This is a genomic window from Bradyrhizobium sp. AZCC 1719, assembly GCF_036924525.1.
Taxonomy (GTDB): Bacteria; Pseudomonadota; Alphaproteobacteria; order Rhizobiales; family Xanthobacteraceae; genus Bradyrhizobium.
This window is the reverse complement of sequence record NZ_JAZHRU010000001.1, coordinates 4242084-4266269: the sequence shown is the minus strand read 5'-3', so window position 1 is coordinate 4266269 and position 24186 is coordinate 4242084. Positions and strand designations below refer to the sequence as shown.

21 protein-coding genes are annotated in these 24186 nt (G+C 63.0%); 7 read left to right on the top strand and 14 right to left on the bottom strand.

Annotated elements, in window-relative coordinates; translation table 11 throughout:
- Nucleotides 1-533: 533 nt before the first annotated feature.
- The 3 genes from V1292_RS19970 to V1292_RS19960 form a co-directional block, all read right to left on the bottom strand.
- Nucleotides 534-1691: a DUF2778 domain-containing protein gene (locus V1292_RS19970; protein ID WP_334374411.1), complete on the bottom strand. Its 1158-nt coding sequence runs from the start codon at nt 1689-1691 to the stop codon at nt 534-536.
- Between the two features lie 268 nt (nt 1692-1959).
- Nucleotides 1960-3300 carry an RtcB family protein gene (locus V1292_RS19965; RefSeq protein WP_334374409.1) on the bottom strand — a complete coding sequence of 447 codons (1341 nt, stop codon included), beginning with the start codon at nt 3298-3300 and terminating at the stop codon, nt 1960-1962.
- Between the two features lie 405 nt (nt 3301-3705).
- Nucleotides 3706-4401: a DUF899 family protein gene (locus tag V1292_RS19960; RefSeq protein ID WP_334374408.1), complete on the bottom strand. Its 696-nt coding sequence runs from the start codon at nt 4399-4401 to the stop codon at nt 3706-3708.
- Nucleotides 4402-4699: 298 nt separating this feature from the next.
- Here V1292_RS19960 and V1292_RS19955 point away from each other — a divergent pair, with 298 nt between their 5' ends.
- Complete coding sequence (locus V1292_RS19955) at nt 4700-5221, top strand: FecR family protein (RefSeq protein ID WP_334374407.1); 522 nt, start codon at nt 4700-4702, stop codon at nt 5219-5221.
- A gap of 11 nt (nt 5222-5232) precedes the next feature.
- Nucleotides 5233-7131, top strand: a complete 1899-nt coding sequence (locus tag V1292_RS19950) for a CHASE2 domain-containing protein (protein ID WP_334374406.1) — start codon at nt 5233-5235, stop codon at nt 7129-7131.
- 14 nt (nt 7132-7145) lie between these two features.
- On the opposite strand, the gene V1292_RS19945 is transcribed toward V1292_RS19950, so the two are convergent.
- The 3 genes from V1292_RS19945 to V1292_RS19935 form a co-directional block, all read right to left on the bottom strand.
- Entirely contained in the window at nt 7146-8648 is a 1503-nt protein-coding gene (locus V1292_RS19945; RefSeq protein ID WP_334374405.1) for a glycosyltransferase family 39 protein, read from the bottom strand.
- Between the two features lie 7 nt (nt 8649-8655).
- Nucleotides 8656-9786, bottom strand: a complete 1131-nt coding sequence (locus tag V1292_RS19940; protein ID WP_334374404.1) for a glycosyltransferase family 2 protein — start codon at nt 9784-9786, stop codon at nt 8656-8658.
- Between the two features lie 249 nt (nt 9787-10035).
- Nucleotides 10036-10233, bottom strand: coding sequence for a hypothetical protein (locus V1292_RS19935; RefSeq protein WP_334374403.1), 198 nt, complete (start codon nt 10231-10233; stop codon nt 10036-10038).
- A 216-nt stretch (nt 10234-10449) separates the two neighbouring features.
- On the opposite strand from V1292_RS19935, the gene V1292_RS33900 reads away from it, so the two are divergent.
- Complete coding sequence (locus tag V1292_RS33900) at nt 10450-11058, top strand: phasin family protein (protein WP_442895539.1); 609 nt, start codon at nt 10450-10452, stop codon at nt 11056-11058.
- Between the two features lie 209 nt (nt 11059-11267).
- On the top strand, nt 11268-12092 hold the full coding sequence (locus tag V1292_RS19925) for a DUF72 domain-containing protein (protein ID WP_334374402.1): 825 nt from the start codon (nt 11268-11270) through the stop codon (nt 12090-12092).
- A gap of 3 nt (nt 12093-12095) precedes the next feature.
- Here V1292_RS19925 and V1292_RS19920 read toward each other — a convergent pair whose 3' ends face one another.
- The gene (locus tag V1292_RS19920) at nt 12096-13067 is read right to left on the bottom strand and encodes a Bug family tripartite tricarboxylate transporter substrate binding protein (protein ID WP_334374401.1); all 972 of its coding nucleotides are present in this window, start codon (nt 13065-13067) and stop codon (nt 12096-12098) included.
- 144 nt (nt 13068-13211) lie between these two features.
- On the opposite strand from V1292_RS19920, the gene V1292_RS19915 reads away from it, so the two are divergent.
- Complete coding sequence (locus V1292_RS19915) at nt 13212-13676, top strand: DUF488 domain-containing protein (RefSeq protein WP_334374400.1); 465 nt, start codon at nt 13212-13214, stop codon at nt 13674-13676.
- Between the two features lie 87 nt (nt 13677-13763).
- On the opposite strand, the gene V1292_RS19910 is transcribed toward V1292_RS19915, so the two are convergent.
- The 6 genes from V1292_RS19910 to V1292_RS19885 form a co-directional block, all read right to left on the bottom strand.
- The gene (locus V1292_RS19910) at nt 13764-14678 is read right to left on the bottom strand and encodes a PhzF family phenazine biosynthesis protein (protein ID WP_334374399.1); all 915 of its coding nucleotides are present in this window, start codon (nt 14676-14678) and stop codon (nt 13764-13766) included.
- A gap of 11 nt (nt 14679-14689) precedes the next feature.
- Nucleotides 14690-16000 (bottom strand): adenylate/guanylate cyclase domain-containing protein, encoded by a 1311-nt coding sequence (locus V1292_RS19905; protein WP_334374398.1) that lies wholly within the window; start codon nt 15998-16000, stop codon nt 14690-14692.
- 106 nt (nt 16001-16106) lie between these two features.
- Nucleotides 16107-17273 (bottom strand): ABC transporter permease, encoded by a 1167-nt coding sequence (locus tag V1292_RS19900; RefSeq protein WP_334374397.1) that lies wholly within the window; start codon nt 17271-17273, stop codon nt 16107-16109.
- Nucleotides 17270-18217, bottom strand: coding sequence for an ABC transporter ATP-binding protein (locus V1292_RS19895; RefSeq protein WP_334374396.1), 948 nt, complete (start codon nt 18215-18217; stop codon nt 17270-17272). Before V1292_RS19895 ends, V1292_RS19900 begins: the two co-directional genes overlap by 4 nt.
- Nucleotides 18214-18999 carry an HlyD family secretion protein gene (locus tag V1292_RS19890; RefSeq protein WP_334374395.1) on the bottom strand — a complete coding sequence of 262 codons (786 nt, stop codon included), beginning with the start codon at nt 18997-18999 and terminating at the stop codon, nt 18214-18216. Before V1292_RS19890 ends, V1292_RS19895 begins: the two co-directional genes overlap by 4 nt.
- Nucleotides 18996-19703: a TetR/AcrR family transcriptional regulator gene (locus V1292_RS19885; RefSeq protein ID WP_334374394.1), complete on the bottom strand. Its 708-nt coding sequence runs from the start codon at nt 19701-19703 to the stop codon at nt 18996-18998. The genes V1292_RS19890 and V1292_RS19885 overlap by 4 nt, the downstream gene beginning before the upstream one ends.
- A gap of 1067 nt (nt 19704-20770) precedes the next feature.
- Here V1292_RS19885 and V1292_RS19880 point away from each other — a divergent pair.
- Nucleotides 20771-21499, top strand: a complete 729-nt coding sequence (locus V1292_RS19880; protein WP_334374393.1) for a CPBP family intramembrane glutamic endopeptidase — start codon at nt 20771-20773, stop codon at nt 21497-21499.
- An 88-nt stretch (nt 21500-21587) separates the two neighbouring features.
- Here the strand turns inward: V1292_RS19880 and V1292_RS19875 are convergent, their stop codons facing one another.
- Nucleotides 21588-22676, bottom strand: a complete 1089-nt coding sequence (locus V1292_RS19875; RefSeq protein WP_334374392.1) for a TRAP transporter substrate-binding protein — start codon at nt 22674-22676, stop codon at nt 21588-21590.
- Between the two features lie 207 nt (nt 22677-22883).
- Between V1292_RS19875 and V1292_RS19870 the strand changes: the two genes are divergently transcribed.
- Nucleotides 22884-23837, top strand: a complete 954-nt coding sequence (locus V1292_RS19870; protein ID WP_334374391.1) for a cyclase family protein — start codon at nt 22884-22886, stop codon at nt 23835-23837.
- Nucleotides 23838-24186: the final 349 nt, after the last annotated feature.

Genomic DNA, 24186 nt, shown 5'->3' with positions numbered 1-24186 from the left:
CGCAGCAGGCGAGCGCGCCCGACGCGTACGGCGAAGTCGTGTGGTCCTGATGTCGCGGTGCTGGCATTAAGTCCTTAAGAAGCGAAGCTTCTCGGGGGCGACGGTGGCAAAAGAGCCGTTCACCGGGGAGAGCACGAAGTAAGCCGTAAAGCCACTGCGCAGGGAAGGCCGGGATGCTCCCGCTGTACCTGTATGCTCGTGTGCGTTCTCTTCTGCGCACTTTGCACACGAGACCGCGGGTGCGGCGCGCACCCGGTCTTCCCTGCGCCCTCAGATCAAGAGGGCGGGAAGTTGAGAGCAAAGCTCGGGCGCAATGCGTCGCGAGAACGCGGAGTCATATTTTGTATCGCGACTATCCCCATCTCCGTCGTCCCTGCGCCGAGTGCGCGATTGCGCACGGAGGTAGGGACGACGATTGGTGTGTGCGTCGCTATGACGTGGTCAGGCCGCGGCGTGTTGGATGGCGCGAGCCAGGAATGACCTCGGCGGGCAGTTTGAAATTCGTATCTGCGTTGAAGCGGCCGCAGCGCCGCCTACTGGACCTTCACCAGCACGGCGAGCCGACGAATCCCCTTGTTGCGATAGGCGTCGAGGAACGCATAGTAGTCCTTGAACGAAACGCAGCCGTTGGACTGGCCGCTCGGCCCGAGCATGTAGGTGTGCGCGAGCAGCCCGTCGCGGCCGTAGATTTTTTCTTCGCCGCCGATCGGCGTCAGCCGCAGTGCCGGTACGCCGTGAAACAGCGCCTCGCGCGGCTTCAGTTCGTAAATGTGCGGCGGCGTCACGCCCTGCATCCGCACATGCGAATATTTGGGATCGTCCATCTTCGAGCCGAGTCCCGAATGCGCTTCGAGCTGGGTACCGTCGGGCAGATAGACCTTGCGCGCGGTGATGTCGTAGACCGCAGTCTGGCGATCATAGGGCGGCGAGCCGCCCATCATCGGGTTCTGACTTCGCGTATCGATGATGCTGCCGGTGACGTTGGCGTCGGCGGATGCGAAAGCGAGCAGCGAGTTCTGCGAAGGCTGCTTGCCCCACAGTTTTTCGACCATGGTCTGCTTGTCGTTGGAAGCAATCGACATCACGGCGGCCTTGGCGCGCTGCGCCATGTCGCGAACGGTGGAGCCGGATGCCTTGCCGGTCTTGGCCTCGGTCTCTGCTGGCGCCGGCGCAGGAGTGTTCAAGGCGAGCTTGGTGGCTGGAGCAGAAATCTTCGGCTTTGCCGCTTCCACGGGCTTCGGAGCTTGAACGGCTTTCGGCGCTTCGGCCGGCGGCGAAGCTTCCGCCAGTTTCGTCGGTTCGACGGACTTAAATTCGGCCGCTCTCGAGGGCTCGCCTTGCGCGGCGGCGGCTGCGAACCTTTCGTTGAACATCAGCGAACTCGCGACGTTCTCCGGGGCGGGCATCACCAGCGACTGTTGCGGCAGCGAGGCGAAAATCTCATTGAAGGCCGGCCGCACGGCGTGCGCCGCGACGGTGCTCGGGTTGTTGACGGCGCGCGCCTCGAAGCCGGCGTTGTTCACGGATGGATAGATGCTGGCGCCGAGCACGTTGGTGTAAACGGTCCAGGCGCAGCCCAGCACGAGGCCTGCGACCGCGACACCGCCGAGAAAATATTGGGGAATGCCTCTGCGGGAGGATTTCCCGCGGCTGCGGGCCGCAGGACCGAACGCACGCGTACGCTTACTCATTCACACAACGCCCAGAACAACAAGTTCCACCAAGTCCCCCTTTGATGCCGCGTCCGGATATGTCCCCGGGCAGCATCTCGCAGAGGCACAGAGCGTCATTAAGGCGACTTTTAGTTAAATCCGGCTTAAACGCGGGCGGATGTAAGGCGGGTTCAAATCCATGGAACTATTGGAGAAATTTCCCCGCAATGATGCCGGCGTTGGTCCCAATCAGGGACACCCGGCGTGACGTAAGCGCCGGGTGTCCCATAACGGGCCAAGTTCGGCCTCAATCCTTGAATGGATCGAACTCGTTCTCGCCCGCCATCGCCACGGCGAACGGACGCAACGTGTGCTGAACCCTGATCGAGCCGGCGTGCTCGGCGATCACCTCCGGCAGCCTGCGATAGGCCATCGGGCTTTCGTCAAGGTCGGCGCCGATCAATGTCACGCCACGCGATTGCAGCCAGGCGTCCATCTCGCCGCGCGTGAACCGCCGCTTGGCCTCCTTGCGGCCAAACAGACGGCCCGCGCCGTGCACGGTCGAGTAGAGCGAGGCCTTCGCCTCCTCGCTGTCGACGCCTTCGACGATGACAGCATCGTCGCCCATCGATCCGCCGATGAAGCCACGCTGGCCCGGAAATGCCGGGGTCGCCCCCTTGCGAACCACCCACAAATCCTTGCCGCCATGGTTCTCCCGCCACGCGTAATTGTGGTGGTTATGAACCATGTCGGTGACCTCGCCGCCGATGATCCGGCGCACGCGCTCGACCACCCATTCGCGGCCGGCATAGGAGTAGCGCCCGGCGAGTTGCATCGCCGCGATGTAGCGCCGCCCGATCTCGCTATCCTCGTCGATCACGGCGGGCGGCACGTTCATGCCATCCTTGCCGCCCGCGGCCTTGAGGTAGCGGGTCGCACTGGTGTGACCGAGGCCGCGGCTGCCGAAGTGCACGCCGATCCAGACAAAGCCCTCCTCGTCGCGCAACAGGTCGACATAGTGATTGCCCGACCCGACGGTGCCGAGTTGCGATACCGCCTTCTGCCGGTAGGCGCCCATGTCGGACTCCCGCCACGCATCGGCGTCGTCGAACAGTTCGTGCTCGACGCGCTCATCGTTGGTGCGTCCGACACCGAACGAAATCACGTTGTGCACGTCCTTGATGATCGTGCCGACATTGCTTTCGATCTGGCTAAACGGCGTGTCGAGCCGCACAGCCATGTTGCCGCAGCCGATGTCGAAGCCGACACCAGAGATGCTGATCTGCTTCTCATAGGCGATCACGCCGCCGACCGGCTGGGCATAGCCGAGATGGCCGTCCGCGCAAATGACGCCGGCGACTGCATTTCCGACCGACATGCAATTGCGCATCTGCGCAATCGTGGCGTCGTCGTGCTTGCCGAAGATCTTGAGCGGGCTGTTCTGGTATTGCGCCGCCTGCGGCCTCTGCGCGATATCGGAAGCAACAGCCTCCGCGTCGCGCGCAAGCTTCTCCTTGCGCGCGGCATCGCGAAACAGGCACCACGTCGGCATCGGCCGCTGGCCGGGCCGATCGATCTTCGCGTCGGGGTCGAGCCCCGCTTCAACGGCCAGCGCCCTGGCGCGCTCCTTGTAGGGATCGGATCGCATCTCACTCTCCTTCACTGCATTACTTCGTTCCGCAGGCCGTTCAGGACTTCGGAAGGACCGGCATCAGTCGCGACGCAGGTCAGTTGGTTTTGCAGGCAGGGAGGAATTACAAGGTCGAGCTTGCCACGAATGGCATACCGCGGATCATTCCCTGCCTCGACGGCAGAGGGAGACCCGCTGCCGCGTTACGCTGGTAGTTTGCCTTGCGGATACGATGCGCCAATCGAATACACGCCAATTGCGCACGCCAAAGCACGACCGCGCCGGACGACCGGCTGGCCTGCACAACGTGACGAATGGGTGTCTATGCGAAGCATCGTCTTTCCAGGGATCTGCGGAAGCGCGCGATCACTTACACCAATTTCTGGATTTGTAAATGGGTCGGCGTCAGCCGCGAGCACCTCGCTAATAGCTCAGCCGCGGATACCAGTCCTTGCCACGCCCTTCGGGCGTGGTGTCGAGAATGGTCCACAGCGGATCGAAGTCGGGCGCGCCGCGCGGGTCCTGTCCGGGGTCGGCGGTCGATGGTCCCATTTCGCCGGACCAGAAATGGCGGATGCTGCCGTCACGCCGGGTGAACACGTTGTAGCCGGGCGCATCGGCATCCGCCGCGCTGACATAGTCGCGCGTGTAATCGCCCGACGCATCCGAATAGATCCGGTGCCGTGTCCAGCCGCGCGCCTTCTTCGCCTCGATCAATCGCGCGATCGGCGAGCGCGCCACGAACACGAAGGCGATGCGCTGTTCGACGTCGGGCAGCTTGCCTTCCCAGGTGCTCATGAAGGACGTGCACATCGGGCACAGTTGTTCGCGCTGCGGGCCGAACATGTAGCTGTAGATCACGAGCGTCTGCTTGTCGCCGAACAGGTCCGACAAGGTGGCCTTGCCGCCCTCGCCCTCGAATTCATAGTTTTTCGTCACCGCGCCGCCCGGCGGCAACGCCCGGCGCAATTCGGCGACCCGTTCGATGTGACGGCGCAGTTCGATCTCCTCGGCCAGCAATTGCTCGCGGGCGCGGCGATATTCGGTGCTCTCGTTGGGACAACGCACGCCGTTTCCGCGGGCGAGGTCGGCGGCGGGTTTCAGTGCGGAACTGGACATGGCAACACCTCGGTTGTGGTCGAGTGGTTACAAGACGTTTCGCGCCTCATCGGTCCGACACCTGTGCACGGAAATTTCGATGTTCCAGCCGCAGTTTCGGTCCATTTTCGAGCCGTTTCTGTGCTGATTTACCGGATCTTTTTGCTGAACTGCCGGATCGGAAGACTTCACCCGAACCTTACCCGCCGAAGGCAGACATACTATCGTCTACTATTGGCTTTGCACTGGATCGCGGCGCTTGATACGGCACCGTATCGCCCTACTCCTAGGTTTCGCCGTACCCCAAAAGGGAACCGCCATGACAATGCTGGCGCGCGCCGGATCGATTGCCTTCGCAGGCATGCTGCTGTTCGCCGGACCTGCGGCGGCGCAGCCGGCAAAATCGGGCTGCACGTCCGCATCGACGGCCCAGGGGACGCAAACGCTGCGTTGCCAGAACGCGATCACGATCGTGGCCGAAAGCGGCGCGAAATTCGAACTCAGGGATCGCAACCGTGATGGCCAGGTCGATTCCGTCGAACTCAGCAACAAGGCCCTGCTGCTCGAAGTGCCGAAGAAGCCGGGCCGCGTCAGGTTCGAGGTGATGACGCCACAGGCGATTGCCGCGGTGCGCGGTACCAAATGGACGGTGGACGCCGAAGGTGCAAAGACATCGGTCTTCGTCGTTGACGGCAGCGTGCGCGTGGCGCGGCCCGCCGGCCGCGGCAGCGTCGTACTCGCCGCCGGTGATGGCGTCGATGTCGAGCCGTCGGGCGAGTTGATCATCAAGCGCTGGCCGCCTGCGCGCGTTGCGGCCCTGATGGCAAGATTGGGACAATAGAAGCCGAGCGGATGAACCGTCGACGCCTTCATATTCTGGTTGTGTTGCTTTGCACGGGATTGTGGGCAGGCGCGATATGGCTCGGCCATTCGGCCGGCCAATTGCGGTTTCTCGACCGGCTCGAGTCTGCATTGACCGACGTGCGCACGCTGGTGCGCGGCGTGAAGGCGCCGCCGGACCTCGTCACGATCGTTGCGATCGACGACACCGTCGTCAAACTCGTCGGCACCTATCCCCTGCCGCGCGCAGAGATAGCCAAGATCGTCGAGGCGATCGCGCGGCTGGAGCCGAAAGTCATCGCGATCGATCTCCTGCTGATCGACAAGGGACCGGCCGACGGCGATGCGGCGCTCGCGAAATCGCTCGCGACGGGTCCGACGGTGCTTGCCGCGGCTGCGGTATTTTCGAACACCGTTCAGCCTTCCGCCGAGAACGATGGGCCACTCGCCCGCCTGCCGAAGGCCAGCCGCTTCCTGCTGCCGCTGCCGGCATTCGCCGACCGCGCGGAAGTCGGTATCGCCAATGTGGCGACGGGCCAGACCGGCACGCCGCTCTCGGTCCCGATGCTGTTCCGGACGCGCGACAAGATCGAGTTGTCGTTTCCGCTCCGTGTCGCATCGATCGCGATCGACCAACCGCTGACGATCGAGCCCGACCGTCTCAGGTTCGGCGATCGGCCGATCCCAACCGCCTCCCACTATGCGCTGCCGATTTCCTATTACGGCCCACGCCAGACCATTCGCACGATCAGCGCCGCCAATCTGGTCGACGGCCAGATCGACAACAAGGAAGCGATTCAGGGCCGCATCGTCGTGCTCGGCGCGACCGCAACCGGCGCCGGCGACTTCTTTCCGACGCCGTTCGATTCACTGATGCCTGGGGTGGAAATCATTTCCACCGCGATTACGCATCTGGTCGCAGGCGACGGCCTCGTGCGCAACCAAACGGTTCGCATCGCCGGGGCGATCACGGCGATCCTGCTCCCGATGTTGCTGGTCGGTTTGCTGGTGTGGCGGCGAAACCCAATCGGTCTCGTGGCGGTCAGCGCGGTCGTGCTGGCATGGGCGACCGCGAACACGATTGCTTTCGCGCACGGCATCTGGCTCGACGCCGCGACCACCATTGCCGCAGCAGCGCCGCCGCTCATGCTGTTCGGCGCGGTCCAGCTATGGTCGGGCCGGCGCAGCGCCCAGCATCTCGCCGTACAAAACAGGCTGCTCGAACAATTCCACACGCCGGGCCTGCAGGAATGGCTGACACGCGATCCTGACTTCCTGCTGGCGCCGGTCCGGCAGAATGCCGCGGTCGTGTTCGTCGATCTCTCTGGATTTACCTCGCTCAGCGAAACGCTCGATCCGGATGCCACGCGGGGGCTATTGAAGGAATTTCACGCGCTGGTCGACAAGGAAGCGACGCGATGCGGCGGCATGATCACGAGTTTTCTCGGCGACGGCGCCATGATCCTGTTCGGCCTGCCGAAGGCGGCCGAGGATGACGCTACGCGCGCGGCACAATGTTCGATCGCGCTCTGCGTCAAGACCGAACGCTGGATTGAAGCATTGCCGCCGGCAATCGCGCATCGAATCGGCTTCAAGATCGGCGCGCATTTCGGGCCGATCGTCGCCTCCCGGCTCGGTGGCCGTAACCATCAGCACATCACCGCCGCCGGCGACACCGTCAATGTCGCGAGCCGTCTGATGGAAGTGGCGGCCCGCCACGATGTCCGGCTGGCGCTCAGCGACACATTGCGCACCGCAGCCAAACGCAACGGCGCGCGGCTGAAAACCGGAAGCCTTGCCGGTCCGGTCGAAGCGCAGATTCGCGGCCGATCAGGCTCGCTCGTGGTCTGGCTGTGGCGGAGCGAACGTCCCACGCTGGACCAACGCACGCATCGCGACGCCGCCGAGTGACTGGCTCACGCGTTCTATCGCAATTCCGGCGGCGGCGTGCGGTCGAACACTTCGCCCCTTGGCCCTTCCAGCACATCGAGGGCATAAGTCTCGATCACGAACGGGCCGCGCTTCCGCTGGACCTCGCCGACCCGCTCGATACGGGCAAACCTGTCCTTCAGATAGGGCGTGTCGCCAAGCAACGCGTCATACACATACAGCAATTTGCCGGCGAGCTGCGCCGTATCTGGCTCGGGCATGTTGACCCAACGGATGCGATGGCTGTGCTGCGCGACGCAGGTGCCCTTCGGCAGATGGAAGGCGAGCCAGGCGGTGGTGCCGTAATCTGACGCAAGCACGCATGCTGCGCCGACGCGCGCCCTCACCGCCTCAATTCCTTCGGCCGTTTCGTGCCAGCCGATGCCGACGCTGCGCACCGTGGGATCGCGGCGATAACCTGACAGCACGCCGCTGTTGGCCTGCACGACCAGCAGCGCAAATAACAGGATGCCGCCCGGCACTGCCCAGCGCCGGCAGAAATCGGCCAGGCGCTGCCAGCGCGGCTCCCACTCGACCAGATGGGCGGCGACGGCGGCGGCGATGGCAAACGCCGGGTAAACCGGCGCAAACCAGTTCGCCTCGACGCGCGCATGCAGCGAGTGCCAGACGAAATAGGCGACGATGATCCAGAACATCGCGTTGATCAAAGCGCGCGCCGGCAGCGCACCGGCCCGGCGACGGAGAAGCGCGTAAAGCCCCATCGCGCCGAGCATCCACACCAGCGGCGTCGCGAACGCGATCTGCGTCGGGATCAGTTCGGCGATGAAGACGGGCCGAAAATCCTCGATCCGCGCCCGCCCCATCTGCTTGATGAAAGAGACCCAGTGGTGCTCGGCGTTCCACAGAATGACCGGCGCAAACAGCGCTAGCGCAACGAGCCCACCGAGATAAAGCCAGGGCGAGACTAGCCAGTGCCGCAGCTTGGGAACCGCGATCAGCCAGATCAGGATGGCGGGTCCGAAGAACAGTGCGGTGTATTTCGACAGCAGCGCGCAGCCGGCCGCTGCGCCGACCGCCAGCCACCACACGCCGCGGCCGGTCTGCAGCACCTTGGCGAGCGCAAACAGCAGGAGACTGGACGCCACCAGGAGCGGCGCGTCCGGTGTCACGATCATGGTGCCGACGGCAGCCATCAGCGTGATGTTCAAAAGGATCGCCGAGGAGACCGCCACGCGCCGGCTGCCAAACAGGATGGCGCCGGCCTGGTAGATCGCCCAGCTCATCGGCAGCGCCAGCAGGATCGAGACCAGCCGCACGCCAAACTCGGTATCGCCTGCGATCAGGGTGCCGAGTCGGATCACAACGGCGACCATCGGCGGATGATCGTAATAGCCGCCGGCAAGATGCTTCGACCACATCCAGTAATAGGCTTCGTCGAAGGTGATCGGCGTGAACGCCGCGGCGATCAGGCGCAGCGCGATCAGCGCCAGGATCGCCAGACCCGTGTTGAGGGCAACCCGCGCCTCGTTCGAGGTCATCTTCCGACTATCGCCTGCGCCAGACGAACAAACCGGACATGGCGTAATTCCAGACCACGCCCATCAGCGCGCCCGCAAGCCCCGCGAGCCACCAGATCGGCTCCTGCTCGAAGATCGAGAACGCCACCCCGACGTTGGCAAGCAGGCCGACGCCGCACACCAGATAGAACAGCAGCAGGCCGCGCAGGATCGCAAATCCCTTCAGCCGCTGGTCGCGATAGGTGAGGAAATTGTTCAGAATGAAATTGCTGGTCATCGCGACCAGCGCACCTATGGCCTGCGCCTCAGCAAACCGGGCATTGAAGATTTCGTGCGCGATGAATAGCGCCACGAGATGTACGACAATGCCCGTGCCCCCGACCATCGCGAACAATAGGAAACGCAGTGACACCACGTCATGCGTCAGCTTGGCCAGCACCAGCCCGAGGAAATCCAGCGCCACCATGGAATCGAGCTTGCTCTCGCCATGCTGGCGCGAACCGAAGGAGTAGGGAATTTCGATGGTGCGCAAATTACCCTGGGCAGAGGCGACGATATCGAGCAGGATCTTGAAACCTTGGGTCGAGAGCTGCGGCGCCAGTTGCTCGAAACGATCGCGGCGAATCATGAAGAAGCCGCTCATGGGATCGGCGATCTCGACCTTCAGCGTGCGCTTGGCGACCTCGGTCGCAAGCTGACTGGCGCCCGCCCGCTGCTTGTTGAAACTGTCGGCGCTGCCGCCCTCGATATAGCGGCTGCCGACCACCAGTTCCGCCTCGCCGCTTCGCAGCAGCGCAACCATCTTCGGCAGTTGTGCTTCGTCGTGCTGCAGGTCGGCGTCGATCACCGCAGCATAAGGCGCGCTCGATGCCAGGATACCCTCGATGCAGGCACCTGACAGTCCACGTCGCCCGATCCGACGGATGCAGCGGACGCGGGAATCCTTCCGTGCCAGCCCCCGCACCACTTCCCAGGTTCCGTCGGGGGAATTGTCGTCGACAAAGACGACTTCCCAAGCGATGCCGGCCAGAGTCGCCTCCAGCCGCCGGTACAGCACGGTCACGTTGTCGCGTTCGTTGAATGTCGGGACGACGACCGAAAGCTCAGGCAAACCGGCCTGCGACGGGGTTTCGGGGCCCGGTTTGATGGCGTCATTCATGGCCGCCAGCGTATATCCGCAGCCGCCCCACATGCCAAGGCGGGGGTTCCGGAACAGCCACTCAATCGGGGAAAACGGCCTTAAAAAGGAGCCTAAAATGCCAACGACCACGAACAGCGGGCGCGCGTACATCCGGCGCAGCCAAACTATTCATGGTCGTTCCAGCGCCGGAGCCTTGAAGCGTCAACGTCGCCGTTGAACATAACATGGGAACACCGCCTGCGTTCCGCAAGGGGCGGCCTGTCTCTCCTAATTCGGCACTTCCCGAATCACCGGCCCGCGCGGCGCTGGCGCCGCAGGAGCCTGCTGCACCGGCGCCGGTTGCTGGATGCTGGCCGGCTTGGCGGGCTTTCCATATTGGCCGATCGGCCCGTAGGCGACGGCGACCACCATCACGATCGAGGCGACGATGGCTCCCAAAAGACCGGCGAATGACTGCGAATTCATACTCAACGTTCCCCTACGCCTGACCGGGAACTGATATCATGGAAAAAGCGCGGGGCGGAATAGTCCCTACGTCGACCATCGAGAAAACCGGCCATCGAGTCCATCTTTCAAAATCTGACCACGCGAGTGCCGCGCAACTGACAAGCAAGAACCGCGATTAGATCGCAAACATGGCGGAGTCTCGACCTTTGATTTGACAGGGAATAGGGGAAGCAGATGTCGAATACAGATCAGGGCAAGCCGACCGGGAAATCCGGACGGCGCAACCGGAAGGGAGAGCGGGGTAAAAAGGCCGCTCCCCAAGAGAACCCGACGGTGAGCCCAACAGCGAGCCCGGCGCCGGTTGAATTGCAAAGCCCGGATCAGGATCCGCCGCTGCAGCCGGAGCCGGCTCACGCGGAAAGCCCGAAGGTCGATCAGCCGGCCGTCGACGAACCAGCCGTCGCCGCATCGCCCGAGCCGCAGCCGACCGCGGCGCCCTCGCCGGCCGAGCCCGCGCCAGCCGAGGCCGCATCGATCCCCTCTGCGCCAGTCGAACCCGCGGCGGAGCCTGCGCCGGTCAGCCTGCAGACCATCGCGAACGCCTATCGCGACTACACAAGGAAATCGCTCGAGGATTTCGGGTCCTTTGTCGAGCAACTCAGCGGCGTTCGCTCGCTCGACAAGGCGATGACGGTTCAAAGCGAATTTGTGAAGCGGGCTTATGAGACGTCAGTGGCCGAGTCGCAGAAGATCTGCGAACTCCACAACCGGCTTGCCAAGCAATCGCTGCAGCCGTTTCAGGGCCTGGTCGGCAAGGCGCCGGAGAGACATAACAAGCCATAACAAGCCCTGGGCGCGTTGAAAACTGCGGCTTTTGCGTAGAGCGAATGGGAGAGGCTCCGGTTTTCCGGAGCTTCTTTTTTTCGAAACATGCTCCACGAGACCGCGCGTTTGGATTCCGAAAGCCTTGCCGCCGGCTGCGACAACTGGCCAACCAGAGCCGATTTGGGCTAACATCCGCCAGCCCTCCCCCCTTTCCGAAGAGTCCTCCAGTGAGCAAGCCCTCGAAGTCGACCGCAACCAGCAGCGGCAACATCTATATCGGCATCGGCGGCTGGACCTTCGAGCCGTGGCGCGGCGTGTTCTATCCGGAGAAGCTGGCGCAGGCGAAGGAGCTGTCTTACGCCGCGTCGAAGCTGACCTCGATCGAGATCAACGGCACCTATTACGGATCGCAGAAGCCGGAAAGTTTTCGCAAATGGGCGCGTGAAGTGCCCGACGGCTTCGTGTTCTCGTTGAAGGGACCGCGCTTCGCGACCAATCGTCGTGTGCTGGCGGAGGCCGGCGATTCCGTAAAGCGCTTCTACGATTCCGGCGTGATGGAGCTTGGCGACCGGCTCGGCCCGGTGCTCTGGCAATTCGCGCCGACCAAAAAATTCGACGGGGCCGATTTCGGCAAATTCCTCGAACTGCTGCCGCGCAAACTCGACGGTCGCGCGCTGCGCCACGTGGTCGAGGTGCGGCATGACAGTTTCTGTGTGCCGGAGTTCATCGCCTTGCTGCGACAATTCGAGACGCCGGTCGTATTCGCCGAGCACGGCAAATATCCCGCGATCGCCGACGTCGTCAGCGATTTCGTCTATGCGCGCCTGCAGAAGGGCAATGACGAATTGAAGACCTGCTATCCGCCGAAGCAGCTCGACGCCTGGGCGAAGCGGTTTCAGGCCTGGGCCGCCGGCGGCGAGCCCGACGACCTGCCGCGCTTCGACAAGGCCGAGCCGAAGAAGATGCCGCGCGACGTGTTCGCCTATGTGATCCACGAGGGCAAGGTGCGTGCGCCCGCGGGTGCGATGGAGCTGATCGAGCGGGTGAAGTGATCCTCAGTCGAGCTTGATGCCGGCCTCGCGGATCAGTTTCGTCCAGGTCTCGTATTCGGACGCGACGAACGCATCGAGCTTGTCGTCCGGCAGATCCCACGGCTCCCCGCCGCTCTTCTCGAAACGCTCCTTGAGTTCGGGCAGCGAGGCACGGATTTCCCGGCGCAATTTCGTGATGACCTCCGGCGGGGTCTTGGCAGGTGCAAATATCCCGAGCCAGGAATCGACATCGAGGCCGGACACGCCCGCCTCAGACATGGTCGGCACATCAGGCGCGAGCGGACTGCGTTTCGACGACAGCACTGCAATGCCCCGCGCCTGCCCGGACTGCACGTAAGGCAGCCCGGCGGCCATCGAGTCGAAGAACAGGTCGATGCGGCCGGCCAGCAGGTCGGTGAAGGCCGGCGGTGACCCCTTGTAGGGCACCTCCAGGAATTTGACGCCGGCAGCCTTCATGAAGGCAGCCGCGACCAGTTGCTGACCAGTGCCGACGCCTGCCGTTGCGACCGAGATCGAGCCAGGATTGGCCTTTGCGGCAGCCACGATGTCCGCCAGCTTGCCGTGCGGCAAATCCTTGCGGCCGACCATGACGTAGCCGAACTTATAGACCAGCGCGACCGGCACGAAATCCTTGCGCGGATCGTAGCCGAGCTTCGAATACAGCGCCGAGTTAAACGCCATGTTGGAGAGCCCGCCGACCACCAGCGTGTAGCCGTCCGGCTCGCTCTGGCCTGCGGCCTGCGTGCCGACGACGGTGCCGGCGCCCGGCTTGTTCTCGACCACGAACGCCTGCCCCATCCGCTTCGACAGCGCGTCCGCCACATACCGCCCGACCAGATCGTAGCTGCCGCCGGGCCCGATCGGGACGATGATCTTCACCGGGCGATCGGGATAGCTTGTCTGGGCGTGCGCTGCCGCAATGCCGCCAACGACAAGCGCGAGCAGCCCTGCCAGCGTCCGGCAAAATCGGTTCATCGTGTCCCCCGTGCATGCGGGCCTTCGACAGGCTCTTTGCAGGGACTATGCGACATGCCGCGCCCGGCGGCAACGCGGCATATGGAAATCATCCGCGCACGACCCTAGCTTTCCCGATGACAGATCAACGCACCGGATATCGACATGGCCCGCAAGACCCAACGCCTCTTCACCATCGGCTATGAGCAAACGCCGGCGAAGGCCGTGCTCGACGAGCTAGAAGCGTCGGGCGTCAAACTCTTGGTGGACGTGCGCGCCGTTGCTTCCTCGCGGCGGCCGGGCTTCTCCAAAACTCAACTCGCGGCCGGCCTCGACGAGCGCGGCATTTCCTATCTGCACCTCAAAGGCCTCGGGACGCCGAAGAGCGGCCGCGAGGCCGCGCGCAGCGGCAAGTTCGGTCTGCTGCATAAAATCTATTCGGCGCATCTGAAGACGACGCAGGCGAAGGAGGAGCTCGACGAGCTGTCGGCGCTGGTGAAGCAATCGGGGCCGGTGTGCATTCTCTGTTATGAGCGCGACCACGCCCATTGCCATCGGCAATGGATCGCGGAGATCATCGAGGAGCGCGATGGCGTGAAGGTGGAGAATCTGGTCGCGCCGCAGGTGTAGAACGTGGCCCGGATGAGCACAGCGACATCCGGGTCAACACGAACACCGCCCCCGGATATCGCTTCGCTCATCCGGGCTACGAGAACATCACCCCTTGCCATCCAGCCGGAACGTTCCCTCCATCATCTTCACACTACTGCCGCCGACATGAATCGAAGCGACCGCGCCATCTTTCTTGCGGACGCGCGTCAGCAAGAGGCTCGGCCGCCCCATGTCGATGCCCTGCCCGATCCGCAATCTCAGTTCGCCGTCCTTGGTGGGGTCGAGATCGGCAAGCAGCGCTGCGCAGGCGGCCGTCGCGCTGCCGGTCGCGGGATCTTCAGATAGTCCACTGGCGCCCGGATGAAACATCCGCGCCTGCAAGTCGCATGGCCTTTCACCGGCCGGCACATCGCGCGTATAGAAATAGACGGCGTCGCTCCCGTCACACGGGAAAGTGTTTGCGAACGCAGCGGCATCGGGCCTCGCTCGCCGCAGCGCTTCGCGGGAGGCAACTTCCACCGCGAGGAAGGCCAGGCCGACCGAGATGACCTGCGGCGGATGACGGTCGCTCTTGACGTCATTCGCCGACAACGAGAGACAGGCCGCCGCTTGTTCGACACTGACATGGGACATCCGCTTGAGCGGCTGCGGCGCCGTGAATTCGGTGCTGACGACCTTGCCCTGCTCGGTCACGATCTCGACCGGCACGATCCCTGCCCCCTCCTCGAACAGCAATCGCGCCGGCGGCTTGGCCGCCAGCATCGCCAGCACGAAGGCGGTGCCGACATTGGGATGACCCGCGAAGGGTAACTCCCTGTTCACGGTGAAGATGCGAACCTGCGCGTCGTTCGCGCTCTCGCGCGGCGGCAGCACGAAGGTCGTCTCCGAATAGTTGAACTCGGTGGCAATCGCCTGCATCTGTTCGGTCGACAGCCCGCCGGCATCGAGCACGACGGCGAGCGGATTGCCGCCGAAGGCGCGGTCGGTGAAAACGTCTACAGTGATATAACGCCTCTGCATTCTTTCTCTCCCTATGCCAACCGCCACACGGCCATCGGCCGCTCATAGCCCCTGACCTCCACCTCGCCGAGCGAGACGGCATCGCGGCACGCTTCGCCCAGCGCGTCGCGAACCGCTTCGGAGATCAGGAATTGCGAATTGAAATCCTTGTTGAGCGCTTCGAGCCGCGAGGCGAAGTTCACGGTGTCGCCGATCACCGTGTATTCCTTGCGCCGCGGCGACCCGATATTGCCAGCGACGACTTCGCCGAGGTGAATGCCGATGCCGATGCGCAGCGGCCAGCTCGTCGCTTCATTAACCCGCGCATTGGCCTCCAGCATTTCGCGCGCCGCGGCAACCGCCCGGTGCGCCGGGTCCGGCGCTTCCAGCGGCGCGCCGAACAGCGCCAGAAATCCGTCGCCGAGGAACTTGTTCACGATGCCGCCGTGGCGATCGAGAATGTCAACCAGCACGGCAAAGGCGCCATCGAGCCGCTCCACCACCTCCTGCGGCGTGCGAGTGCGTGCGCCGGCGGTGAAGCTGCGGAAATCGACGAACATGACGGCGACGCGGCGGATGTCGCTGTCAGTCTTGGCGCCTTCTGCCATCAGGCGTTCAACCACCTGCGGCGAGACGTGTTGGCCGAACAGATTGGTGATGCGGTCGCGCGCGGTCGCCGCCTTGATGCTCGCCTCGAACTGCCGCCGCAACTGGTGCCCGACGGCGCCAGCCAGCAAGCCGCAGATCAGGAGGATCAGGCTGCGCGCGGCGTGATAGTAAATGCTGGGCTCGGCGTCGCCCGTGGGCGGATGATAGAAGATCGCCATGCAAAACAACTGAACGGCGGCGACCGCGCCGGTGAAGGTGGAGAGCCAGAAATCCAACCGCAGCGTGGAGAGGATGATGAAGATGAAATAGGTCATCGGCACCACGAAGCCGAGCGCCGCGACCGATCCCATGCTGTTGATGTGCAGCGCCAGCGCGATCGTCGGCATCGAGGTTTCGATCAGCGCGCCGAGGTAGCGCCGGAAGATCGGCAGGTCGCGACCCTGACGCATATGGCGGGTGATCGCGCCATGCACCCACAACTCGAACAGGATGAACGGCACGATGATCGAATAAAGATAATGCGGCTTGAGATTGCCGTGCCACACGCGGCTCACCGCCTCGGGCGCAACCAGGTAGACTGTCCAGAGGATGATAGCGAGCAGTGCGGTGGTTGCGATCAGCGCCTTGATGCGCAGCAGCTCGGTTTTCATCACTTCCTGCATCAGCGCGCGCTGGAAGTCGGCCGACACCGCCGGCTCTTGGTCGCTCTTCCCCTTGCCCCAGAACCCTACCATCGAAGCCCCTTGTCATTCCGGGGCACGCGCAAGCGTGAACCCGGAATCTCGAGATTCCGGGTTCGCCTCTTCGAGGCGCCCCGGAATGACTGCAAAATATATACCCTCAATCGAGCGTGCGACGGAAGCGTGTCACGGCGATCGTCATCGCCACCAGCATCAGTACAATGAGTGCAATCGTGTCGTATTGCAGGTTGGAAGGAGCCGCGCCCTTCAGCATGATGGCGCGGACGATGCGGATGTAATGGGTCAGTGGCAGTCCCTCGCCGAGATACTGTGCCCAGACCGGCATGCCGGCGAATGGAAACATGAATCCGGACAACAGAATGCTCGGCAGGAAAAACATCATCGACATCTGCATCGCCTGCAACTGGTTCTGCACGATGGTGGAGAAGGTATAGCCGATCGACAGGTTGGTGGTGATGAACAGCGTCGTCAGCGCCGCCAGCAGCGCCACGCTGCCGAGGATCGGTACCCCGAACAGCAGGACCCCGATGCCGACGATCAGCGAGGCCTGGATGAAGCCGACGATCACATAGGGAATGATCTTGCCGAACATCACCTCCACCGGCCTGATCGGCATCGACAGCAGGCTCTCCATGGTGCCGCGCTCGATTTCGCGCGTCACCGACAACGCGGTGAAGATCAGCATGGTCATGGTCAGGATGGTGCCGACAAGGCCTGGCACGATGTTGAGCCGCGATTCCGCGGCCGGGTTGTAACGGGCATGTGCCCTGATCTCGAACGGCATCGCGGGCGGATCGCCGATGTGAAGGTCGTGCGCGAGCGCGGTCTGCACCACTGCGCCGAGCGTGCCCAGCGCGGAGCCGGCCGCGACCGGATCGGTGGCGTCGGCCGCGACCAATAGCGCCGGTCGATCGCCGCGCCGCACCGCGCGCTCGAAGCCGCGCGGGATCTCGACCCCGAACAGCACCTTGCCCGACTGCAGGAGATCGTCGAACTCGGCGACGCTGTGTACTTCGCGGGTGAAGCGGAAATATTTGGTATTCTCCAGCGCCTTCAGCACTGAGCGCGCCAGATCGCTATCTTCCTGAATGAGCACCGCCGTCGGCAGATGACGCGGCGTGGTGTTGATGGCATAGCCGAACAGCAGTAGCTGCATGACCGGGATCATCACGATCATCGCGAACGAGACGCGGTCGCGGCGGAGCTGGATGAATTCCTTGACCAGCATCGCATAGCTGCGCCGCCAGAAGCCGAAGGCAGGCTCCGGCACGTCGCGATTTTGGCTGGCAGCATCGGTTGCACTCATTGGAAATTGTCCTTTGAGCGGTTCATGAGATCGATGAACACGTCTTCCAGCGACGGCTCGCTGTCCTCCCAGCGCCATCCCCTCTTATCGCGATAAGGTGCGATGGTTGTCTCCAGCGCGGATTTGTCGCGCCCCGAGACGTGCAGGCTGGTGCCGAACGGCGCCACCATGTCGACGCCGGGCTTGCCGGCGAGCTCGGCCGCAAGCCCGTTGAGATCGTCGCCGGAAACCGTGTAGGTCGACAACGCTGATTTCTCGATCACTTCGTCGACCGTGCCGTGCGCCAGCAGGTGGCCATAGGCGATATAGGCGATCTCGTGACAGCGCTCGGCCTCGTCCATGTAATGGGTGGAGACCAACACCGTCAGGCCTTCGGCGGCGAGCGCGTGGATCTCGTTCCAGAAATCGCGCCGCGCCTTGGGATCGACGCCGGCGGTCGGCTCGTCCAATAGCAGCAATTGCGGATTGGGCAGCGTGCAGGCGCCGAGCGCCAGGCGCTGCTTCCAGCCGCCGGACAGCTCGCCGGCAAGCTGCTCCTCGCGGCCGCTCAGGCCGATCCGCCTGATCATGTCGGCCGCGGCGCCCCGCGCGTCGCGCATTCCGTAGAGCCGTGCGACGAATTCGAGGTTCTCGCGCACTGACAGATCCTGATACAGGCTGAAGCGCTGCGTCATGTAGCCGACCAGGCGCTTGATCTTGTCGGCGTCGCGGCGGATGTCGTAGCCGAGGCAGGTGCCCTCGCCGGCATCGGGTGTCAACAGCCCGCACAGCATGCGGATGGTGGTGGTCTTGCCGGAGCCGTTCGGCCCGAGAAAGCCGTAGATCGAGCCGCGCTTCACCTGCATCGAGAGGTCATGCACGACCTCGCGGCCGCCGAACGATTTCGACAGCCCGTCGACCTTGATGGCGATATCCGCGGCAGATGTCGTCGAAACCGAACTCATTTCTTCTCCGCTACCGGCGTCCGGGCGTTGAGGAATACGCTGATCGGCTGGCCAACGCGCAAGACGTCCGGCCGGCTCGGCCGTGCCTGGATCAGGTAGACCAGCTTGTTGCGCTCATCGAGGCTGTAGATGACCGGCGGGGTGTATTCCGCCGTCGTCGCGATGAAGTAGATTTTTGCGGTGAGATCGGCCGCGCAATTGTCGCAGGTCACCTTCACCTCGTCGCCGATCGCAAGCTTCGGCAGTTCTGTCTCCGGCACGAAGAAGCGAATCTTCATATTGCCGGGCGGCATGATCGACAGTACCGGCCGCTGCGCCGGCACCATTTCGCCTTCGCGGAAATAGATCTGCTGGATGGTGCCGCCGACCGGCGCAAAGCCGCTCCGCCGCGCGAGGCGAGTCTGAGAAGTATTGACGCGGGCTTCCGCGACGCGCAACGCCGAGGTTGCCGAATCGAGGTTGGCCTGTGTGCCGGAGCCGGTCTTGCTCAGCGACGCCGCGCGATCATAGGTCTGCTGCGCATTGGCGAGCGTCGCCTTGTTCTGATTGAGGTCGGCCTGCTGCAAATCGTCGTCGACCGTATAAAGCTGCATGCCGGGCTTCACCTCGTCACCCTCGCGCACATTGAGCTTGGTGACGCGTCCGCTTTCGTCGGGGCTGACAAAGATCATGTCGGCCTCCACCCAGCCCTGAAAGCCCGGATCCCTGCGCTCCTGGCAACCGGAGAGCACGGCGGCCAGCGCCAGCGCGGCCAGGATCGCTATCGTTCGCGACGAAGTCATGCTGTTCTCCGTTCGCCAAAAATCAGATCGAGATGCACCCGAAACATTTCGAGGGCATCCAGTGGCGCATGTCTGCTGAAAAGGCTCTGCCAGATCACGGCGATGAGCGCGGGCGCGACCATGATTTGCGGAAACCGCGCCAGGTTCTTGTGTTGGATCTCGCCACGCGCGATGCCGAGTTCGATCAGCGCGCGCATGCCCGCGAGGCCTCGCGACACCACTTCGCGGTAATAGAAGTCGGCGACCTCAGGAAATCGCGGGCCTTCGGCAACGATCAGCCGCACAAGGTCGCCGCGTCGCGTGGCGGCCACCTCCTCGATGAAGGTTTTGGCAAAGCCCTCCACCATGTCGCGCACCGATGCTCCGGGTTGCGGGGGCGTCGCCCAGAGGCGGGTGACCAGCGGTACGATGGCGGTCCGGATCAATTCCTCGAACATCGATTCCTTGTCCTTGAAGTGCAGATAGATCGTGCCCTTGGCGACACCGGCGCGTTTGGCGATGTCGTCGAGCCGTGTCGCCGCAAAGCCGCGCGCGATGAATTCGTCCATCGCCGCCGCGATGATGGCCCCGCGCCGCTCGGCCGCGCGTTCGGCGCGGCTGGAAGCCGGCAGCGGTTTCGAGGACGCCGACGCTTTCGCCCCGGTCCGGCGATTGACCGGCTTCGGAGCCGATTTCCTGGCGGTTTTGGCGGCTTCATTTGTCATGCTTCGTTTGTGACTGACTGGTCAGTCATTGTCAAATTCGAACAGAGCCGAGGCTTTCACATGGACGTGACCGAAGTCCGCGAAATGCCGGCGCAAGGATTTTGCGTGTGACCAAGGAAGCATCACATCCCGCATATGTGGGGTATCCGCTAGGGCCGCCGCCCTTCCCCGCGTCATTGCGAGCGCAGCGAAGCAATCCATCCTTCGGCATTCGCGGTGATAATGGATTGCTTCGCTGCGCTCGCAATGACGGTGGATACAGTTTCGCGTTCTCGCGACGCGAATTGCGCCCGAGGTTTGTCTAACCTTTTCCCTCAAAACGAGAGGGTGCAGGGAATGCCGGGTGCTTGCTGCACCCGCGGTCTCGTGTGCAAGTAGCGCTAAGAGATGCGCACACGAGCATACAGGTACAGCCGAGGCACTCCGGCATTCCCTGCGCAATGGTTTGACGGCTTATGCCGTGCTCTCCCTGGAGACGAATTCCTCTTGCCTCCATCGCTGCCGGCTTGATGGCTCGTCGATCCGGTTGGATCGAACTCGCCACCGGCAGCTTGGCACCAGCCACGGGTGTCAGGACCACACGGTTTTGCCGTACGCAATGACGTCGTTCATCTTGCGCGCCGCGAGCCGCTCACGAGTTTTGATCTCGCCCTGCGACCACTTTGCGCGCCGACGCCCTCGCGTCCACCGCATCCCGCCTCGCGTTCGTGACGACCGCGATACGCCCCTCTTGCCGAGGCGGGACAGCGCGGAAATAGCCACTGATTTGGGGTGAAAGGGAAGCAAAGTATTTTTGCGCGGACGGCTGGACCACCCAAATCAGCTTGAATCTGTTCAGCAAATTAGATTTTGCGCGCAAGCGCTCGCGCAAGTTGCAAATGCACCTCTGATGCATATTTGCGCGACTGGGCCGATAACCTGCCGTTGAAGAGAGCCGTCCGGATCGAACCAATCGCAGGCAGGGTGGCCAATATCAGAACGTGCCGCATATCTGCCCGAGCCGCAGTAACATACTTTCCGAACCGACCTACCTAGCGAGACGAAGGCTAAAACGCCGATAAAATCGAATGGACATCAAACAGGCAAAGATTCCGGATCGGATCGGAATTGCACCATCGGTGGTGTTGTTTGGCATACCGGCGGCCCTGCTCTGGCTTGCAACTCACGCGTTGATGCCGCGCCTGTTAGCTCGCGGCTGGGAACCGTTGCTGGCGTGGTTTTTTGCCGGTGGACTTGTATTGGCCTCCCTCCTGGCTGCCGCCCTCGTTGGCGGAGCAATGACTATCCAATCCACCTCACTGGCAAGACTCCTCGAACACTTGCGGGTTCGCAAGATGACATCGAGCGATTGGCGGCTGACCGGGCTGGCCATAGGTGGCACAATTGCTGCAATTGCGGGCTTACAGGCGTTGAATGTATTGGTGTGGCCGCAACTGCCAACCCAGCCTGATTTCATACACTTTAAGCCGCTCGCGACGGACCAGCTTTACCTGCTTGCGGTATGGCTGCCATTCTTCGCGGTCAATATCATCGGAGAAGAGTTATGGTGGCGCGGGTTTATCCAACCGCGCCAGGAGCCCGTATTCGGGGCTAACACCTGGATCGTTCAAGGCGTGCTTCACGGAGCGTTCCATTTCAGTTTTGGCCCCGGAGTCTTGTTGGTTCTCTTGCCCGTTGTGTTTGTTATTCCGTGGTCGGTCCAACGCTCGCAAAATACGTGCGTGGGCATCGTGGTGCATGGCAGTATCAATGGACCTGCTTTCCTGGCGATAAATCTTGGCCTGCTGCCAGGTTGAGCGCTAGCGACCGGACAAAGTAGTCCATCGCGCCCGGCGGCGGATGTCGCTAACTCTCATCCAGGCTACGCTTCATCGTGGCGCGCCCTCACCCCTTGCGCATTTTGCTGAGCAGGTAGTTGTCGTAATAATTTTCCGCGATCTGCGTATAGAACAGCACTTCCTTCATGTACGCGTCGTGGCTCTCCTTGGTCTTCTTGAACAGCGGGCTCTTTTCGGCGATCTCGTTCAGATGGTCCTGCGTGGCCTTGTAGCAGGCTTCCAGGACCGGCTGCGGAAACGCGCGCAGCTCCGCGCCGTTGGCGACAAGCCGCTTCAGCGACGCAGGATTGACGCTGTCGTATTTTTCGATCATCCACGCGCCGGCCGCCGAAGCGGCCTGGTTGACGATCGCCTGGTATGGCTTGGGAAGCGCATTCCACTTCTCGTCGTTCACGGCCATGTGCAGCATGGCCCCGCCTTCCCACCAGCCGGGGAAATAGTAGTACTTCGCCACCTTGTAGAAGCCGAGCTTCTCGTCATCGTAGGGACCGACGAACTCCGCGGCATCGATCGTTCCTCGCTCGAGCGCCGGATAAACGTCACCGCCCGCGATCTGCTGCGGCACGACGCCGAGCCTTGCGAGCACATGGCCGCCCATGCCTGCGATGCGGAATTTCAGGCCTTTGAGATCGTCGACCGTCTTGATCTCCTTGCGGAACCAGCCGCCCATTTGCGTACCGGAATTGCCGCAGAGAATCGCGTGCGCCTTGAAAGGCTTCAGCGCCTCGTTGCAGAGATCAGCGCCGCCGCCGAACGTCCACCAGGAGTGCTGATGGCGATGGTTCATGCCGAAGGGCGCGCCCGTCGCATAGGTCAGCGCCGGCTCCTTGCCGATGTAGAAATAGAGCGGCGTCTGCGCGATCTCGACGGTCGAGGAGCTCACCGCATCAAGCGCCTGCAGGCCGGGCACGATCTCGCCTGCCGCAAAGGTCTGAATCTGAAACTTGTTGTCGGTGGCATCAGCCACGTATTTCGCGAAAGTCTGCGCCGTGCCGAAGATGGTTTCGAGCGACTTCGGAAAGCTCGAGGTCAAACGCCATTTGATCTCGGGCGCTGCTTGCGCGATCGCAGGTGCCGCAACCAGCGTCGTCGCGCCGACCACGGCGCTGCCTTTGAGGAACGTACGGCGTTTCATGATGTGCTCCCTCAATGAAAGTCGATTAGCGGAAGGCAAAGAGCCTTCCCCGTCCGTTTGACCTCATCATAACGGACTTCGAGGCATGCGTGGAAGCACAACCTCACCGTTATCAGGCGAATTGCCGCTTGAACCGCCTCAATCGGACCAGCATTATTTATCTCAGGGGGTGCCGTCTCCAGAGCGCCCTCTCCTGGGAGGTTACCGATGAAAGCATTCACATTGGGTGCGGCGATCGCGCTTGCGTTTTCCGCCGCTGCCTACGCGCAAGCACCAACCTGGACCGTTCCGTCCGAAAGCCAACGCTGTCCGTCGAAATGGGGCGCGGCCGACGAACGCGGTGCGGCCAATCACCAGAAGCCCGCGGCCGTGATGAACGCAGCGAAGCTGATCAAGACCGGCGAAGTGATCGAGCTCGCGCACGTGCTCGGTCCCAGCATGGCGTTCTTCGGAACGCGGCGCTTCGACATGCATACCAAGCGCACGTTCATGAACCAGTTCTCCAACATGCGCGGCTCGAACGAAGAGATCATCATTACCGAGCTTGGCCAGGTCGGCACGCAGTTCGACGGCTTTGCGCACCAGACCCATCTCAATAGCTGGTACAATTGCCAGAAGGTCGACGAGAACTCGGATCGCACCGGATTCAAGAAGTTCGGAATCCACAATGTGGGCACGCTGTTCACGCGCGGCGTGCTGATCGACGTCGCGGGCTTCAAGGGCGTCGAGATGCTGGGCGACAATTACGAAATCACCGTGGAAGATCTCGAGGGCGCCCTGAAGAAGCAAAACCTGACGCTGCAGCCCGGCGACGCCGTGCTCATTCACACCGGCTGGGGCAAGCTCTATGGCAAGGACAACCCGCGCTACGTGAAATCCTGCCCCGGCATCGGCGTGCCGGCCGCGCTCTGGCTAGCCGCAAAGGACCCGATGCTGCTCGGCGCGGACAACTGGCCGGTCGAAGTGGCACCGAACCCCGACAAGCAATTGTCGCTTCCGGTGCACCAGATCGCGCTCGTAGTGAACGGGATCCATCTGTTGGAGAATCTCAAGCTCGACGAGCTCACGCAAAAGGGCGTCGGCGAGTTCGCCTTTGTGATGCAGCCGCTCAAGATTCAGGGCGGCTCCGGTTCTACGGTGTCGCCGATCGCGGTGAGATAGCAAGTAGCTAGTAGCCCGCATGAGCAACGCGATATGCGGGGCCGGCCCGCGGAGCCTGTTATCGGGCGCGCATTCGCGCGACCCGTTGGCTCATGCGGGCTACGCCTGCTTCGGTTCTGATCAAACCAGAACCGAAGCTCAGGATTTTGTCGTGGCGCGTCTGTTCACGCCAACCGGGCTACTCCTCGGTCGGGCCCGGAAGGAGACGGCGAAGGCGCTGGGCTTCGTGCCACGCCGCAAGACCCTCCTTCCCAAGGCGAGCGAGCCTGGTTGCCAACTGCACGAGGATGAGTGTGATCATGGATGCCGCCCCGCTTTAGCAAGCAGACGCCCGGCCTGATGCCCGGCG